This is a genomic window from Bacteroides sp. OF03-11BH (assembly GCF_003604005.1).
GTDB lineage: Bacteria > Bacteroidota > Bacteroidia > Bacteroidales > Bacteroidaceae > Bacteroides > Bacteroides ovatus.
In genome coordinates, this window is the sequence record NZ_QTMW01000004.1 from 220,065 (window position 1) to 237,093 (window position 17,029).

Below are 17,029 nucleotides of genomic sequence, written 5' to 3' on the forward strand. Positions count from 1 at the left end.
TAGAAAAGGAGAGAACGTCTTGCGACTGAAATGAAATCGGATTCCGGCGTTTGTGAACGATTATTTGCTCAATGGCTGATTGCCAGCATTGCCTGTTGTCGGCTTGGCGATATTCTCACGCATGGAAGTATCAGCTTCGATATTCTTCATGCGATAATAATCCATGATGCCTAAGTTTCCACTGCGGAAAGCTTCAGCCATTGCTTTAGGAACTTCAGCTTCTGCTTCGATCACTTTGGCACGAGCTTCCTGTGCTTTTGCTTTCATTTCCTGTTCGGAAGCTACTGCCATAGCACGGCGCTCTTCAGCTTTTGCCTGTGCAATATTCTTATCTGCATTAGCCTGATCGATTTGCAGAGCCGCACCGATGTTCTTACCTATGTCGATGTCCGCAATATCAATAGACAGAATCTCGAAAGCAGTTCCTGCGTCCAGACCTTTACGAAGTACAAGTTTAGAGATAGAATCCGGATTCTCCAATACCGATTTATGGTTTTCAGAAGAACCGATAGACGAAACGATACCTTCACCTACACGGGCAAGGATCGTATCTTCACCTGCACCACCGACCAGCTGGCGGATATTGGCACGTACTGTAACACGAGCCTTAGCTATCAACTGGATACCGTCTTTCGCAACAGCCGTTACAGGAGGAGTATCAATCACTTTCGGGTTTACAGACATCTGTACAGCTTCGAATACGTCACGTCCTGCCAGGTCGATAGCAGTAGCCATCTGGAAAGGCAATTCGATGTTGGCTTTCGATGCCGATACTAAGGCGTGAACTACCTTTTCTACGTGTCCGCCAGCCAGATAATGGGCTTCCAGTTCGTCGCGGGTGATATTTTTCAGACCGGCTTTGTGGGCTTCGATCATTCCCGGAACGATGATATACGGCGGAACGTTACGTATACGCATTAAGAATAGTTGTATCAGCGAGATGTTAACTCCCGAAACTTTAGCCGACAACCAAAGGAAGAACGGCACGTAATGGAAAAATATTATCAAGAAGATAATACCTCCGGCTATCAGAAAGATAGGCAAGTAGAAAGATGATTCCATTGATGTTTTTATTAAGTGAATATTATTCTTTGTGTTTCTCAACCATGATTGTACCGTCGGTGATCCGGCTTACGATTATCGGAGTCTTCTCATTGAGGAATCCGTCTATTGACTTTACCTCTACAATTTTTCCGTTAATCTCGGCATAACCGATTTGTGCCAGGCGGGTAGTACTGATTCCTATATCACCCACTTTGACGCTATCTTCTGCGCTACGGTCTACTTTTGAATCGATATCTTTTTTCAACGCCAGTTTGTCCAGCATTTTCGATCGCATAAACCAAATCAGTGATCCGATGCAGGCAACCGCTGATATGCCAAGAGTGACAAATCCTCCTGCCATACCTAAATTGGTGAATGCATAGTAGTTGGCATACAGGATGCAAACCAATGCAGAAATTCCGGCCAGACTAATGCCCGGGATGACGAACAGTTCTACCAGAAACAGTATGACTGCGGCAATAATGAGAACGGCGATAATGAGTATATCCATAGTTCAGAGTTATTATTTATTTTGTTTTTTCTGCATTACGTACATTCACTTCGAGAGCATCGAGTTCTTCGGACATTTGCAGTATCCGCTTTTCGAGGTCGAGAATGGCAGGAGCCATTTTGGCTTTTCCCTGTTGGTTGGCACCGGCATATTGTTGACGAAGGCCGTTCAGCTTTTCTTCTTGTTGATAATAGTCTTTTTCCATCTGCTGATAGCGTTGGAAAAGTGTCTTGGCTTTTGCGGATTTAAAGTCGCTCATCAGATAGTAAGTCGTATGGTCGTCAATGACAAACTCAAAGTCCATGGCACGGCGTTCTTTGGGCTTATGACTGATAGCAGCTTTCAATCGTTGCAGTGCTTCGGTAACCGCTTGTTTATCCTTCCAGGTTTCTTTCAGCGAATGAATCTGTGCCAGACGAATGATCTCTTGCTGCTCCATTGCTTCATAATTATAAGTCTGTTTGGAAGTGTTAGGGATGAATACATAAATACATACCTTTCCTTCCGGTTGGAAACGGTCGGAAGCAAACCATCCGAGGTTGTTGTATTCATCGATGACGTACATATAATCGTTGTACGGCGAGTTGAACGGCATACCCACATTTTCCGGAACAAGATAAGTGTCGGTATTCGTGTTGTAGCGAGTGACAAAAATATCATAGCCACCCAATCCCTCGCCATCGCTGGCGTAATAAACGGTGACTCCATCTGATAGAACAAACGGATAATTCGCATTCCCGGAAGCATTGATACTACCCGGTAACGGACGTCCGTCACTCCATTCATTTAACAACTTGTTCTTTGAAAAGATATCAAGATTACCTTTCTCGCCCTTTTCGCTATAATAAATTTTATTTCCGATTTCTGTTTCATAAACAGTTCCCGGATGATCTCCTTCTGTCTTGAAGAATTCATTGAAAGTAAACAGTTTGCCCGATTCTTCGCTGATCTTGTAAGCGTTCAGGAAAGTTGCTTTGTCCACAACGAAACTGTCGATGATACATACTTCCTCAACCCCCTTCAACATACGAAGGTCAGATTTGCTTTTCTCCAGAAGTTTCTCCGCTTCTTCCGTCGGTTTCTTGCGTTTACTTAAGTCTGCGATGTATTCTTCAAAGCAGTTCACAGCGTCTTCAAAGCGGTACGTCTCATTATATGCTTGTCCCAAATAGAGTTGTCCACCGGTGATACGTTTCTTTACCGCTATTTCAAGAGGTTTCACCGCCTCTTCTGCCTCTCCGGTTTTCAGGCAACATACGCCATACCAATAATTATAATTCCCGTTCGACGGTTGTGATTTAGTATACTTCTTAAAAACTGGTTTGGCTTGTTCGTACTCACCTTTGGTAAATAAGGTGCGTGCCTGTTCCAACGTTTGTGCAGAGACTTCGCAAAGGAAGAGGCTGCAAATTAAAAATAGAATATATTTTCCTTTCATCGTTTTGAGCGTTTATGAGTGACGGGTAGATTGAAAACATTGCTGCTTTCGGGCACCGGTCCATTTATCAATTGTTCAAAAGTACAAATTTATTAGAAATAAACCCTTTTTCAGTGATTCTATTATGTTAATTCTTCTTTAAATCATTCTTTTCGCTTACTTTTGCAGCCGATTTTCAAAGATATGACACAATTTACGGAAGAAGAGAAAACCATTCGCCGCATTGAACGGCGGTTTAATAAAGGAGTGGTGCAATATGGATTGATAGAAGAAGGAGACAAAATCCTTATCGGACTGTCGGGAGGAAAGGATTCGTTGGCGCTTGTGGAACTGTTGGGGAGACGCGCACGTATCTATAAACCTCGCTTTTCTGTCGTTGCCGTCCATGTAGTGATGAAGAATATTCCTTATCAGAGTGATACTGAATATTTGAAAGCACACTGTGAGGCGTATGGAGTTCCCTTTGTGCAGTATGAGACTGCCTTTGATCCTGCTACCGACACACGTAAATCTCCCTGTTTCCTCTGTTCATGGAACCGTCGGAAAGCCCTGTTCACAGTTGCCAAGGAACACGGATGCAATAAAATCGCTCTCGGTCACCATATGGATGATATTTTGGAAACTTTATTGATGAATATCACTTATCAGGGAGCTTTCAGTACAATGCCGCCCCGGTTGATGATGAAGAAGTTTGATATGACAATTATTCGTCCGATGTGTCTGGTCCATGAAGCTGATTTGGTAGAATTGGCAGCTTTGCGTCATTATCAGAAGCAAGTGAAGAATTGTCCTTATGAATCGCAGTCCAGCCGGAGTGATATGAAAGGAATTTTACGGCAGTTGGAAGCGATGAACCCGGAAGCTCGTTATAGCCTTTGGGGCAGTATGACTAATGTACAGGAGGAATTATTACCAGATAAAATAGATTAATTTGAATAGATTGTTATGAAAGGATTCTATACCATTTTGTTACTGATTGTATCTAATGTCTTTATGACATTTGCTTGGTACGGACATTTAAAGATGAAACAGGAGTACAGTTGGTTCGCAGCTCTTCCGCTGATTGGTGTGATTGCGTTCAGCTGGGCGATCGCCTTTTTTGAATATTCCTGTCAGATACCGGCCAATCGTATTGGCTTTATAGGCAATGGAGGCCCGTTTTCATTGATGCAACTAAAAGTCATTCAAGAGGTAATAACACTTGTTATTTTTACAGTGTTCACTACCATCTTCTTTAAAGGTGAGGCTTTACATTGGAATCATCTGGCTGCATTTGTCTGTCTGATTGCAGCAGTGTATTTCGTGTTTATGAAATAGATATTTGCCAATTGAATAGAGGTTCTGTTTTACTCAAGTAGAACCTCTGTTTGTATAATATATATTACGGAGTAGTTATGTATTTTTTCATTCCCTCCGTATAATAAGTCTTGAACTCTCCATTTTCTCCACTATAAATAAAGTAGGCGTCAATCGTTGTATCCGCTTTGCAGAAAGCTTCCGCTTCTTCCAGTCCCATTACCATGAAGGCGGTGGCAAGGGCATCGGCAGTCATACAGTCTTTGGCGATTACCGTAGAGGACAAGATATTGTGTTGTACCGGATAGCCAGTTCTAGGGTCAATCGTATGGGCGTATTTCTTCCCATCCTTATAATAATAATTACGATAGTTTCCGGAAGTAGCCAAGCCTAAATCTGTTATCTCAAGAATTGTCTGTAAGTCTTGGTTTACGGCCAGTGAATCGTCGATGGGCTTATTGATTCCAATGCGCCATAAGCCTTTGGAAGGATTTTTCCCTTTCACTACCACCTCGCCTCCTATATCTACCATATAGTTTTTTATTCCCTTACGGTCGAGCAGTTGTGCAATTACGTCTACCGAATACCCTTTGGCCACGGCACTACAACTTAACATAGTACGAGGATCCTGTTTGATAACTTTGCCGTTGTCCATTTTCACTTTTTCATATCCGGTGATTTGTAACAGACTGTCTATCATTAATGAATCAGGAAAAGCACCTTTTTTGAAACCGAATCCCCAAGCATTGGCAAGAGGGGCTACTGTAATGTCGAAAGCACCCTTTGTCTCGCGGGAAATTTCCATCGAGCGATGGAAGCATTTCTGGAAAAAACTATCAGTCACCAGCTCTTCATTGCGGTTGACGCGACTGATAACAGAACTGTCATTGAATGGAGATAGAGATTGGTCGAAGCGTTTTAGCTCAGCTTCTATTTCCGGTTTTAAGTCACCGTCATGCTGATAAGTAATTTTATATACTGTCCCAAACACCAAACCTTTGACACTGTAATAGCCAACTTGTTGATTATGTCTGACTAATATCCAGATAGTTGCCAAAATCAGGAAAGCCAGCCAAAGGAAACTTTTTTTTGTTTTCATACGCTCTTCTATTTGATGAGAAAACTCGTTTTATTGAAGAAATAAATGTTCAATTAATATCTTTAGTCCGATAATGACTAGAATGATACCTCCCCATAACTCAGCTTTCAGTTTCCGGGCGATGCCGCAGCCACATTGGATACCAAAGATCAGACCGATGAGTGACATGACAAATGAAACAAATCCGATAATGCTGATAGGAGGGAGGATTTCGGTATAATCCTGAACTCCCAGAAAGGCAAAGGAAATGCCGATTGCCAATGCATCAATACTCGTGGCTATTGCCATGGTTAATACCACTTTCGGATTTGCCGGATTGAACAGTTTACAACATTCTTCTTCTTTGAAAGATTCTAAAATCATTCGTCCGCCTAAGAAGGCAAGGATTGCGAAAGCAATCCAATGGTCTACACTTTCTATAAGATGACTGAATGTCTTTGCACACATCCATCCGATAAATGGCATGATTGCCTGAAAAAAGCCGAAAGCAAAAGCCATGACTAGCATGGGTTTCCATCGGGTACGTTTCAAAATAATACCGCTTGCAATTGAGACAGCGAAACAATCCATCGCCAGACCTATTGCAAGCAGCCAAATCTCTAGTCCTGTCATTGTATTCTAAAGAGGCAATTTATAAATAAGGGAATAAGTGATTCCCATGTTATTTGATTTAAACTTTCCGTAACCGGGCACGTACCATGGGTCTCCATATTCTCCGGTAGATGCTTTGGTTTTGTATTTCATACGTACCGACCACCCCATGTTGAAGTTTTTGTAAATACGTACTTTGACGCCTAAAACGATTTCCAGCCATTGCACCGATCCTTTCATACCCAGATGGCTGAATGGCACACTTCCTCCCCAATAACCGTCTTCCAAACTGGGGTTACCTATTACATCTCCCCAGATAGGATCATCTGCCGGCATTGTGGAAACATCATATTTAAATGAACTGAATGCATAGCGAAGTCCTGCATACAAGTAGCTATTCTTCTCTTTTTTCTTTGCCATGGTGTTGTAGTCCACACCGATTCGGAAGAATGGGGCCATTTTGCTCTTATAGTGTATGCCTGTTTCGCTCCAGGTATCTGTTCCTCCCATACCAAACTCAATAGTAGGGATGAATTTATTCTTGAGGTTAACGGCTACGCTGACTTCAGAACTCATAAAGTCGCCTCCCAGCAGCTTGCTTCCAATGCCATATAAATCCACACCGACATACGTACCATTGTAGAGCGGAATGGTATCTATCTCGACAACCTCTTTTTTCTTCTGATCTCTTTTGGGCGTTTGCGCCGGACGTTGCTGTTGTGCCAGCAACGGAAGCCCAATGCAAAAGAGCAGAAGCAGACTAATTAGTCGTTTCATCAGGTGTGCGTTCTGGCCGATAATTATAGAATATCTGCAAGTTCTCGATTTCATTTGTATTGGCTTCTTTATTTTTTATATGAAGAGAATCTATCTGGTCCGGCTGCCCGTTGCCATAGGGAGGAGGGTTACCCGGTCTTCCCGGTTTTCCAAATTTAGCGCTGATTATATTTTGTTTCATCATATAACCACATTCCATGGACTGGAAATAAGGAGTATTTTGTTGTACAATGTATAATGTGTCAAAATCTTTTTCTCTACGTTTGGGATCGTATCTGAATATGAACACAGTAGTGTCACTTGTGTATCGTAGTGGCAACATCAGGGTATGCACATTCTTTTCATTGTTCAGAATGATAGAGTCGGTGCCTAATGCTGTGATTGTTAATGAATCAAGCGTGTCTTTTAATGCAATAGTAGGGTTATCCGGATTAATGGTATATATTGTGCAGTACATCATCGGACGTCCTGCCAATGAGCAATCGTTCTCATCCGAGCAGGCACTGTGTAAGCTGACTGCACCGCCAATGATAGTCAATATGAGAAAGATACGAATTAAATTCTTCATAGTCAGTTTATTGAATGTGAATCAAATTTTCTTTTCTATCTGATAGTTATTCCGTTCCGGTGCATTGCGCGAGATGAGTTCGCCAAGGAATCCGGCTAAGAATAATTGCGTACCTATAATCATTGCCGTAAGTGACAAATAGAAATAGGGAGAGTCGGTCACCAGTCGGTAGGGGAGACCGTTGTACATGGCATATAGTTTACTGGCACCTACGATGATGACAGAAATCATTCCTATCAGAAACATCAATGATCCCAACAGTCCGAAGAAATGCATCGGCTTGATGCCGAATCTGGAGAGGAACCAAAGAGAGAGTAAATCCAGATACCCGTTTACGAAACGGTTCAGTCCGAATTTTGTTGTGCCGTATTTACGCGCCTGGTGGTGTACCACCTTTTCACCGATTTTCTTGAATCCGGCGTTCTTTGCCAAATAAGGTATATAACGATGCATCTCACCGTACACTTCGATATGTTTTACGACCTCTTTGCGATAGGCTTTCAATCCGCAGTTGAAGTCGTGCAGGTTTTTGATGCCTGATACTTTGCGGGCAGTAGCATTAAACAACTTGGTGGGCAGTGTCTTTGAAATTGGATCATATCTCTTTTGCTTCCAGCCGGATACCAGGTCGTAGCCATCCTTTGTAATCATCCGGTAAAGTTCGGGGATTTCGTCCGGGCTATCTTGTAGGTCCGCATCCATCGTTATGACTACGTTTCCTTCCGCTTCAGCGAATCCACAGTAGAGTGCAGGTGATTTACCGTAGTTACGGCGGAATTTGATACCTTTTACATGTTCCGATTGAGCTTTAAGCTTTTCGATCACTTCCCATGAATGGTCGGTACTTCCATCGTTAACGAAAATCACTTCGAATGAGAATCCGTTGGCTTGCATTACCCGTTCTATCCAAGCATAGAGTTCGGGTAGTGACTCTTCTTCATTGAATAATGGGATTACAACTGATATATCCATTTTTTTATTACTAATTACTTACGAATTACAAATTACGATTGAGACACTCCGTCATTTTCCGATTTGGCCTTTTTCATTACCATCAATGCGGTAGGAATGGCCAGGATGCTTCCCCAAAATACATCCCATGACAATAGTTGCATGGTGATATTGATGGAAGTAAGTGAACGGGCGGTATCTATCGTTTCTTTTATAACTTCTTTGTTTTCTATCAGAGCCGGGGTGTTGGTCATCAGTTCGTCCCACAACTGGATGTAAGAGTTGATGATAAATCCATGATCGATGAATTGGAAATAGGCGTAGTGAGCCACAGCTACCAGCAGAGAAGCAAACATATACATAAATATGGTAAAGAGCATGGCATGTGAAAATTGGATACTTCCTCCGCAAATCTTATCCCGGTACATTTTCGCATAGTGATATCCGATGAAAGGTACGGACAATGTCAGGATTACAAATAAAAGCGAAAGGAAAGGTATGTGGAATCCCAGCGGAAATAATATGAACTTCAATATCCAGTAGATTCCCATATACGTGCCAAAATGCATGGCATATTTTTGTAAATAGCTTCTGTTCTCTGTCATCTTCATTTATAAATTGCGCACAAAGGTACAAATAATATCGGTTGGTAGGGGAAATCTGGTTGTTAAAGTTAATAAAGCAGAGGAAGTTGCTGTCTGAATATTTTTTTGCAATTTTAATTGCCTGAAATGTAGTCTGTTAGTCTTTTGTTAGTAAAAAAGTTGTCTGCAGCTATTGCAGAATACATAAAAATGTCTACCTTTGCAACCGCAAAACGGGTAAGTCCTATACGGCCAGCTCCCTTCGAATCCTCCAGGGCTTGATCGCAGCAAAGGTAGTTGGTTGTAGCGGCGCGATATAGATAGCTTACCCACCCGCCTCTTTAGCTCAGTTGGCCAGAGCACGTGATTTGTAATCTCGGGGTCGTTGGTTCGAATCCGACAAGAGGCTCAAAAAAGGATATATAACAAATCCAAGAAAAAAGCATTCAGGTATTAGTCTGGATGCTTTTTTATATATATTCGCATATTATCGAAATGCACAGTTCCCTAATTGTTGTAATATTCCATTTTTAAGAAAAGCAAAGATTTACAGTTTCTTTTTGATTCATCATTGTTATTCATTCTTGTATATTATGCTCAGGATAGGATCTGAGTAAAAGCATCACATTGGATAAATGGCGTTGCAATATTCCATGAAGTTGCTTGATGATATTTATATTCCCGGAGAGAAAAACGATGAATTGCAGTTGAGAGGCAATTTCTTGGTTCGTTTGTTTGCGTTCTTTACTTTCGATGTCATTTTGCATTAGATAAATGCCTAATGCTTTCTGAATATCGGCTATTCCCTTATCCCATTCATGTTCGCCAAGTGTTTGAATGAAAGTGCAATATTGCTTGAGCTTTTTGCTTAGCTTTTTTAAACTGTTGTATTCGGTGTCAATGGGAGGGTTAATGTGCGCAGAGCGTATTATGTTTGACATCTGTAAATAATACGTTTTCATTCCATTTTCAGAATTGAATGTAGTCAGGATATACTGTTTCGTAGCATCTGAAACCTCTTCCTGTAAGTCTTTTAATTGGCTGTTTTCCATAATCATTAGAATTTAAAAGATGAATAATTAGATTGATGGGGAGAGGAAGAAGTGCTAATAAAAAAGCGGTTTCGCCTGTCCCATTGTCTAACATACCGACGGCAGGTTTAGAGGTGCATTAACACTCTCTATGGGGGTACGAAACCGCCCATATAAGAGTTCACATACGAACATAAAAATGCTCGCAGCGATAGTAGGCAGGTTTCCCCACCGTCTGTTAATATGTTAGACGTTGCAAATGTAGCCTTATTAATCCAATTCGCAAAATATTGGAGATATTTATTGGTGCTTAGTGAAGCTAGTTTTCTTACAATGCAAAAAGATTTAGTGAATGGTTAATATGTAAAAATCCCCGGATAATGTAATTGTCCGGGGATGAATTATTCAAGTAAGAGAATATTGAATTATTTAATTCTTTTGTAACCATATACAGCCAAATCGCCCAATTCCTCTTCAATGCGGAGTAACTGATTGTATTTAGCCATACGGTCGGAGCGGCTTAAAGAACCTGTCTTGATCTGTCCGCTGTTAGTAGCTACTGCGATATCGGCGATAGTAGCATCTTCTGTTTCACCTGAACGGTGAGAAGTAACAGTAGTATATCCATGACGGTGAGCCATTTCGATAGCGTTCAGTGTTTCTGTCAGCGAACCGATTTGGTTTACTTTAATCAGGATAGAGTTGGCACAGCCTTTTTCGATACCCATTGCAAGGAAATCTACGTTGGTTACGAACAGGTCGTCACCTACCAACTGGCAACGGTTGCCGATGCGTTCGGTCAGTTTTTTCCAGCCTTCCCAGTCGTTTTCGTTCATACCGTCTTCGATAGAGTCGATAGGGAATTTGTTGATTAGTTCTTCCAGGTAGTCAACTTGTTCTGCGGAAGTACGTTTCTTACCTTTTTCACCTTCAAACTTGGTATAATCGTAAATACCATCGTGGTAGAATTCGGAAGAAGCACAGTCCATACCGATCATAACGTCTTTGCCCGGTTCGTATCCTGCTGCTTTGATAGCGGCCAGAATAGAATTCAAAGCATCTTCCGTACCTTCGAGGTTAGGTGCGAAACCACCTTCATCACCTACAGCAGTGCTAAGGCCACGGTCTTTCAAGACTTTCTTTAAAGCGTGGAATACTTCAGCACCCATGCGCAGACCTTCTCTGAAAGAAGGAGCACCTACGGGACGGATCATAAATTCCTGGAATGCGATCGGAGCATCGCTATGTGAACCACCGTTGATGATGTTCATCATCGGTACAGGCATTACATACGTATTTGTTCCACCGATATAGCGGTATAGAGGAAGATCCAGATAGTTGGCAGCAGCTTTAGCTACGGCAAGAGATACACCGAGAATAGCGTTAGCACCTAAATTCGATTTAGTCTTAGTGCCGTCCAATGCCAGCATTGTGTAGTCGATACCTCTCTGATTGAGTGAAGACATACCAATCAGTTTCGGAGCGATGATTTTATTTACATTATCAACCGCTTTTTGTACTCCTTTTCCACCATAGCGCTGTTTGTCACCATCGCGAAGTTCCAATGCTTCGTGTTCACCTGTGGAAGCGCCTGACGGCACAGATGCACGTCCCATAATGCCGGATTCCAATACTACGTCAACTTCTACTGTGGGGTTACCTCTTGAATCGAGAATTTCTCGAGCTACAATTTTTTCAATTTTCATCGTTTCTATTGTTTTTGAATAAGATTTCTGCAAAAGTACGGACTTGACGGGGAGTGAGAAATCACTATAAATAGGTATTCTTTTTGTGCCTATTCCCTATATGTCGTTAGTCCGACCTTATACTATAACAACGGGACGATGCTTTTTGTTTGAGTGCGGCGGGGTGAATTTGCAGGATTTTAATCTTCGATAATAACCCCTAACAGTGGAAGCAAATCCATTGCTTGCAGGGAAGTGATGACAGCCCCTTTCAGATCGCTGATGTTAAGCGTGATTCCGCTGATACGGGAAGTGCGCAAATCTATTCCGCGAAGCGGAGCGTGTGAAAAATCGGCTTCTACGAGATCGCAACTCTCAAATGCGACGGATGAAAAACGGCAGTCGTTCAGACTTCCGTTGCGGAGCTGGCTGTGTGCAAAACGTACCTGGTTCATTTTACTCATAGCCAGATTGATATAACCTGCGTTGCAGTCATGCAGCAAGACGTGATTCATTGTTGTTTCCGATAAATTGGTACCCAATAGCTTGCAGGAAATGAATTCTACCCGGTAGAGCGAACTTTCAGCGAAAGAAATGTTGGATAAGTCGCAGTTCTCGAACCTGACATCGGTCAGTTGGGAGGAACGGAATTTACATTCGCTGAATGTCTGATGCTGAAAGGTGCAGTTTTTGAAACTTTTATAAGATTTGTCGATGCCTTCTTCTTTTCCTTTGCAGAATAAAAGATGAGAGACGGTTTCTTCTCTGTCGAGCCATTCCTGTAGGGTAATAGTACTGACTTCCTGTTCTTCCATCATGGGAGGAACAACGCGGACGGGTTTGGTTGGGTTTCTTTTAATCATGCCGTAAAGGTAGGATTTATATTCGAATTATTAAATCTGTTTTCCCACATATCCGCCGGCTAACGTTGCGGCTAATCCTATTCCTATACTTAATAATGTATATAGAACAAATGCTCCGTAAAATTCTCCTTTCAGCAGACCTACGCCGTCACTGGAGAAAGTAGAGAACGTTGTGAAACCTCCACATAAACCCGTTGTCAGAAACAAACGGACCTCGAACGGAAGGTGGAATCGCTCTGAAAGGGCATAGAACAGGCCGATGAGAAAACTGCCGAGAAGATTGACCGTGAAAGTGGCCCATGGAAAATGATAAGGGACGATTCGTTCGTGCATTAACAACTGGATGAAATAACGCAGTGCACTACCGGTTCCTCCACCGATAAAGATATAGATAACTTCTTTACTCATTTGATTGAAAGATTGATATTATTTGTAGGCGGCTTCAAAATCTTTTTCGAATTGCTGGAAGCCTCCGGGATAAACAAGATTGATTTGTTCTGAAACGGTTGACGGATCATTTTTGTTTTGCAGAACGGATATGAACTTTTTGAATATCTCGCGGGGAACGCTCTCTATCCAGAAGGTGACAAGCGCATGCGAAAGGATATAAGAGTATTGCTCGTCCGTCATTTGCTGTTTCATAAATTTGCCCTGGCTGCTATTTAAAAATGTAGGAAGGTTTACTTCTCCCAGCATATACATCGTCCGAACTCTCCCTTGTTCGTATTCGGTAAATGTGTGGCGGACTGCTTTTTTGTGAATGGTGCAATGTTCGAAGTACTCCGACAGTCCTTCGTTAAGCCAGCTTGGAGGACGCTTGCCGAGAATCTGCGAAACGAAATGATGACTCAGTTCGTGATAGATAATGGCAAGACTTCTCTCCCGTCCATTCTCCCGTCCTAAGATGACTGCCTTTTGTAGCTTAGGTGAGTATGCACCACTTGCCTTGATAGGCAGAGACACATTGATACTTTCTAAGTAATCGATTGCTTCTCTTCTATTTTCAAATACATATAGTTGGAGGCTCAGCGTATCGGGCAGTCCGAATTGTGAATAGAAATCAACCTCATGTTGAAGAAACTGTTCTATCTTCTTCCGGTCTTTGTCGGGAAGCGGGTCACCGCCATATTCCACTTTTACGGTTTGGGCATGAAGCAAACCGCAGAAAAAGAAGACCGGGAAGAAAAGTAAAAATATGCGCATGATACATCTATTATTTCAGGTTGTGTAGCTTCATATATTTCTTTTTATCACGTTTACTCATGTCCTGCATGATAAGGTCATGGTCGGTCACAGCCTGATAGATGGTTTTCTCTTCCGGTTTCACATCTCCTTCAGTTGTGCGGAATACAGGAATAAAGTGGGAGTAAGGGTATCCGGATGATAATCCTCCTTTGAACTTATTTTCATCCAGAAAAAAGAAAGAGATGGCACCACCTGTGGGGCCTGCCTTTCCTATGGCTTGTCCAACTTGTACTTCTTCGCCTGGTTCGATAAAATTCTCGTTCATCACCAGATAGGCTGCAAAAGTCTGATCGGGATGATAGATGAGCAGCTGTTGCGGGTTGGTGGTTTTACAGGCTATTCCGCTGCGGGTGGCGTAGATTGTATCACCTTGTTTGATGTGAAAATTCAAGGTCTTGAATGGTTCACGCGGATCGGTTTTCCAGGCTGTCTTTTGATTGTTCTTTACGGGTAAGGCATAAGGAGTCTGAATATTGAAATCTTTAGGAAATTTGCCCCGGTAGAACGTATAAGAAGAGGCACTTTTAAACGGATTGTCTACTTGTGCGTTCTTTTCTATTTTAAATATAGTGTTTTTTCCGTTACTTAAATTGTAGGAACGGTCGTTGGCACGATACAGATAATAGTCGCAATAGTCTTCATTGTAGTAATTGAGTTCGGTAGCTCCCTGAGCATCTTTTTCCCATTTTGACTCGATGATACCGTATGGACGTTCCAGCAGTTTACGTAAAGACTGCGCGGAAGTGCAGCTGGCGGACAATGTGAAAATCAATAGAGCGATCAATTTAAGGTGCTGTGCCATATTCTAAATAGTAAAGTGTTTATTGATATAGTTGGGATAATACGTTGCAAATATAGAAAGATTATGTAATATGCGTCTTTAATCCTTTTAATTTCTTCACCATAGACACTATATTTTTTCTAGCTTCTGGATTTGTTATCTGCTTTATATTTAAATGTTTATCCCGTTTCAACTTCTATATCCTTCTATATTTTCTTTATAAAGAAAAACACCTCTATTGTTTCCTGTCTATCTTTGCCATACGATTATTAACTAACTCATTTATATCATGAAGAACATGAAAATAGGAACTGCAATGTGGGTCTGCCTGTTGCTCTCTTTTTTCTTCGGCACATCAGCAAAGGCCGAAAGTATCACTTCTCCAGACGGACAATTAAAACTTAATTTCTCTGTCAACATGCAAGGAGAACCGGTGTATGAACTCTCTTATAAAGGAAAAGAGGTGATTAAACCTTCGAAACTGGGACTGGAATTGAAAAATGATCCCGGACTGATGAATGGATTCACTCTGGCCGATATTAAAACTTCTGCTTTTGATGAAACATGGGAACCGGTGTGGGGAGAGGTGAAATCGATCCGCAACCATTATAATGAAATGGCTGTTACCCTGAATCAAAAGGCGCAAGATCGTAATCTGATTATTTGTTTTCGTCTTTATAATGATGGCTTGGGGTTCCGCTATGAGTTCCCGCAGCAAAAGAATCTGAATTACTTCGTTATAAAAGAAGAACATTCGCAGTTTGCTATGGCCGGCGATCATACGGCATTCTGGATTCCAGGCGATTATGATACGCAGGAATATGACTATACCGAATCCAAGCTTTCAGAGATTCGCGGATTGTTGCAAGGGGCAATTACTCCAAATGCTTCTCAAACTCCTTTTTCACCAACAGGTGTGCAGACATCTTTGCAAATGAAGACAGCCGACGGGTTGTATATCAATCTGCATGAAGCGGCTTTGGTTGATTATTCTTGTATGCATCTGAACCTTGACGATCAGAACCTGATTTTTGAATCATGGCTGACTCCTGATGCAAAAGGGGATAAAGGTTATATGCAAACGCCTTGCCGTTCACCCTGGCGCACGGTGATTGTCAGTGATGATGCTCGTGATATTCTGGCTTCCAAATTGACTTTGAACTTGAATGAACCTTGTGCCTACGAAGATGTTTCCTGGATTAAGCCGGTGAAATACATCGGTGTGTGGTGGGAAATGATTACCGGAAAAAGTTCCTGGTCGTACACGGATGATGTTTATTCTGTGAAACTGGGACAGACGGATTATTCCCAAACAAAACCGAGCGGGCGTCATGCAGCCAATAATGACAAAGTGAAGCGTTACATTGACTTTGCTTCAGAGCATGGATTCGACCAGATCTTAGTGGAAGGCTGGAATGAAGGCTGGGAAGACTGGTTCGGAAATTCGAAGGATTATGTCTTTGATTTCGTAACTCCGTATCCTGATTTTGACGTGAAGATGCTCAATGCGTATGCAAAGGAAAAAGGAGTGAAGCTGATGATGCATCACGAGACTTCCGCTTCTGTACGTAACTACGAGCGCCATCTTGATAAAGCCTATCAGTTTATGATAGATAACGGATACAATGCTGTGAAGAGCGGGTATGTAGGTAATATTATTCCGCGTGGAGAACATCATTACGGACAGTGGATGAACAATCATTATTTATATGCGGTGGAAAAAGCGGCCGAATATAAGATCTGTGTAAATGCTCACGAAGCAACCCGTCCGACAGGATTATGTCGCACATATCCGAATCTGATCGGTAATGAATCGGCTCGTGGCACGGAATATGAAGCCTTTGCAGGGAATAAGCCGTTCCATACCACCTTGCTTCCTTTCACCCGTCAGATTGGTGGACCGATGGATTATACACCGGGTATCTTTGATACAAAACTTTCTTTCCTGTCAGGCGACCACAGTTTTGTACGTACAACTTTGGCAAAACAGTTGGCACTTTATGTAACGATGTACAGTCCTTTGCAAATGGCAGCCGACCTTCCGGAGAGTTACGAACGTCACATGGATGCATTTCAATTTATCAAGGATGTAGCCGTTGATTGGGATGACAGCAAGTATCTGGAAGCGGAACCGGGAGATTATATTACCGTAGCACGTAAGGCAAAAGGTACTGATAACTGGTTTGTAGGTGGTATCACCGATGAGAATCCCCGTACTTCTGCTTTTACACTTGATTTTCTCGAACCGGGAAAACAATATGTAGCTACTCTTTATGCTGACGGAAAGGAGGCGGATTTTGAAAAGAATCCTACTTCTTACCAGATAAAAAAAGGACTTGTTACAAACAAGAATAAGATGTCTGTGAAGCTGGCACGTAGCGGAGGATTTGCAGTAAGTTTGATTGAAGCAACTCCCGCTGACTTGAAAACGATCAAGAAATGGAAATAAGATTCCGGTAAAAAGATTGTTTTCGGATTCCCCGCTTTTTAATAAATATTAGTTGTGCTTCGCAAAGAAAACTAAAACTTTGCGGAGCGCTTTTTTTATAGGACGAATTCTTTTTT

18 protein-coding genes and 1 tRNA gene are annotated in these 17,029 nt (G+C 42.0%); 4 read left to right on the plus strand and 15 right to left on the minus strand.

Annotated features, from left to right (window positions below; all coding sequences use genetic code 11):
- Nucleotides 1-60: 60 nt before the first annotated feature.
- Genes floA through DXA54_RS04830 form a run of 3 tightly spaced genes read right to left on the minus strand, consistent with a single transcriptional unit; the run spans nucleotide 61 to nucleotide 2,993 of the window.
- Complete coding sequence (gene floA, locus DXA54_RS04820) at nucleotides 61-1,062, minus strand: flotillin-like protein FloA (RefSeq protein ID WP_004304885.1); 1,002 nt, start codon at nucleotides 1,060-1,062, stop codon at nucleotides 61-63.
- A 22-nt stretch (nucleotides 1,063-1,084) separates the two neighbouring features.
- Nucleotides 1,085-1,555 (minus strand): NfeD family protein, encoded by a 471-nt coding sequence (locus DXA54_RS04825; protein ID WP_004304887.1) that lies wholly within the window; start codon nucleotides 1,553-1,555, stop codon nucleotides 1,085-1,087.
- Nucleotides 1,556-1,571: 16 nt separating this feature from the next.
- On the minus strand, nucleotides 1,572-2,993 hold the full coding sequence (locus DXA54_RS04830; protein WP_004325310.1) for a tetratricopeptide repeat protein: 1,422 nt from the start codon (nucleotides 2,991-2,993) through the stop codon (nucleotides 1,572-1,574).
- Between the two features lie 183 nt (nucleotides 2,994-3,176).
- Here DXA54_RS04830 and DXA54_RS04835 point away from each other — a divergent pair, with 183 nt between their 5' ends.
- Nucleotides 3,177-3,923: an ATP-binding protein gene (locus DXA54_RS04835; RefSeq protein ID WP_120079041.1), complete on the plus strand. Its 747-nt coding sequence runs from the start codon at nucleotides 3,177-3,179 to the stop codon at nucleotides 3,921-3,923.
- Nucleotides 3,924-3,938: 15 nt separating this feature from the next.
- On the plus strand, nucleotides 3,939-4,310 hold the full coding sequence (locus DXA54_RS04840) for a DMT family protein (RefSeq protein ID WP_004304892.1): 372 nt from the start codon (nucleotides 3,939-3,941) through the stop codon (nucleotides 4,308-4,310).
- A 64-nt stretch (nucleotides 4,311-4,374) separates the two neighbouring features.
- On the opposite strand, the gene DXA54_RS04845 is transcribed toward DXA54_RS04840, so the two are convergent.
- Genes DXA54_RS04845 through DXA54_RS04870 form a run of 6 tightly spaced genes read right to left on the minus strand, consistent with a single transcriptional unit; the run spans nucleotide 4,375 to nucleotide 8,886 of the window.
- Nucleotides 4,375-5,388 (minus strand): FAD:protein FMN transferase, encoded by a 1,014-nt coding sequence (locus DXA54_RS04845; RefSeq protein WP_004309770.1) that lies wholly within the window; start codon nucleotides 5,386-5,388, stop codon nucleotides 4,375-4,377.
- A 30-nt stretch (nucleotides 5,389-5,418) separates the two neighbouring features.
- A complete protein-coding gene (locus DXA54_RS04850; RefSeq protein ID WP_004325313.1) occupies nucleotides 5,419-6,000 on the minus strand; it encodes a manganese efflux pump MntP family protein in 582 nt (193 codons plus the stop codon).
- Nucleotides 6,001-6,006: 6 nt separating this feature from the next.
- Nucleotides 6,007-6,756 carry a DUF6048 family protein gene (locus tag DXA54_RS04855; protein WP_165863221.1) on the minus strand — a complete coding sequence of 250 codons (750 nt, stop codon included), beginning with the start codon at nucleotides 6,754-6,756 and terminating at the stop codon, nucleotides 6,007-6,009.
- Nucleotides 6,740-7,324: a DUF6452 family protein gene (locus DXA54_RS04860; protein WP_004309772.1), complete on the minus strand. Its 585-nt coding sequence runs from the start codon at nucleotides 7,322-7,324 to the stop codon at nucleotides 6,740-6,742. Before DXA54_RS04860 ends, DXA54_RS04855 begins: the two co-directional genes overlap by 17 nt.
- A 21-nt stretch (nucleotides 7,325-7,345) precedes the next feature.
- On the minus strand, nucleotides 7,346-8,296 hold the full coding sequence (locus DXA54_RS04865; RefSeq protein WP_004302041.1) for a glycosyltransferase family 2 protein: 951 nt from the start codon (nucleotides 8,294-8,296) through the stop codon (nucleotides 7,346-7,348).
- A gap of 32 nt (nucleotides 8,297-8,328) precedes the next feature.
- Nucleotides 8,329-8,886, minus strand: a complete 558-nt coding sequence (locus DXA54_RS04870) for a DUF4199 domain-containing protein (protein ID WP_004316473.1) — start codon at nucleotides 8,884-8,886, stop codon at nucleotides 8,329-8,331.
- Between the two features lie 308 nt (nucleotides 8,887-9,194).
- On the opposite strand from DXA54_RS04870, the gene DXA54_RS04880 reads away from it, so the two are divergent.
- A tRNA-Thr gene (locus DXA54_RS04880) sits at nucleotides 9,195-9,268 on the plus strand.
- 169 nt (nucleotides 9,269-9,437) lie between these two features.
- On the opposite strand, the gene DXA54_RS04885 is transcribed toward DXA54_RS04880, so the two are convergent.
- From DXA54_RS04885 to DXA54_RS04910, 6 genes are all read right to left on the minus strand, one after another.
- Nucleotides 9,438-9,911 (minus strand): hypothetical protein, encoded by a 474-nt coding sequence (locus DXA54_RS04885; protein WP_008997492.1) that lies wholly within the window; start codon nucleotides 9,909-9,911, stop codon nucleotides 9,438-9,440.
- Nucleotides 9,912-10,315: 404 nt separating this feature from the next.
- Nucleotides 10,316-11,596 carry a phosphopyruvate hydratase gene (eno, locus tag DXA54_RS04890; RefSeq protein WP_004302046.1) on the minus strand — a complete coding sequence of 427 codons (1,281 nt, stop codon included), beginning with the start codon at nucleotides 11,594-11,596 and terminating at the stop codon, nucleotides 10,316-10,318.
- Nucleotides 11,597-11,775: 179 nt separating this feature from the next.
- Nucleotides 11,776-12,438, minus strand: a complete 663-nt coding sequence (locus DXA54_RS04895; RefSeq protein WP_007756121.1) for a pentapeptide repeat-containing protein — start codon at nucleotides 12,436-12,438, stop codon at nucleotides 11,776-11,778.
- Nucleotides 12,439-12,468: 30 nt separating this feature from the next.
- Complete coding sequence (crcB, locus tag DXA54_RS04900; RefSeq protein WP_004309778.1) at nucleotides 12,469-12,846, minus strand: fluoride efflux transporter CrcB; 378 nt, start codon at nucleotides 12,844-12,846, stop codon at nucleotides 12,469-12,471.
- 18 nt (nucleotides 12,847-12,864) lie between these two features.
- A complete protein-coding gene (locus DXA54_RS04905) occupies nucleotides 12,865-13,641 on the minus strand; it encodes a hypothetical protein (protein ID WP_004302049.1) in 777 nt (258 codons plus the stop codon).
- Between the two features lie 10 nt (nucleotides 13,642-13,651).
- Nucleotides 13,652-14,485 carry a M23 family metallopeptidase gene (locus tag DXA54_RS04910; protein WP_120079042.1) on the minus strand — a complete coding sequence of 278 codons (834 nt, stop codon included), beginning with the start codon at nucleotides 14,483-14,485 and terminating at the stop codon, nucleotides 13,652-13,654.
- Nucleotides 14,486-14,753: 268 nt separating this feature from the next.
- Here DXA54_RS04910 and DXA54_RS04915 point away from each other — a divergent pair, with 268 nt between their 5' ends.
- Nucleotides 14,754-16,913, plus strand: coding sequence for a glycoside hydrolase family 97 protein (locus tag DXA54_RS04915; protein WP_004309779.1), 2,160 nt, complete (start codon nucleotides 14,754-14,756; stop codon nucleotides 16,911-16,913).
- The last annotated feature ends 116 nt before the right edge of the window (nucleotides 16,914-17,029 follow it).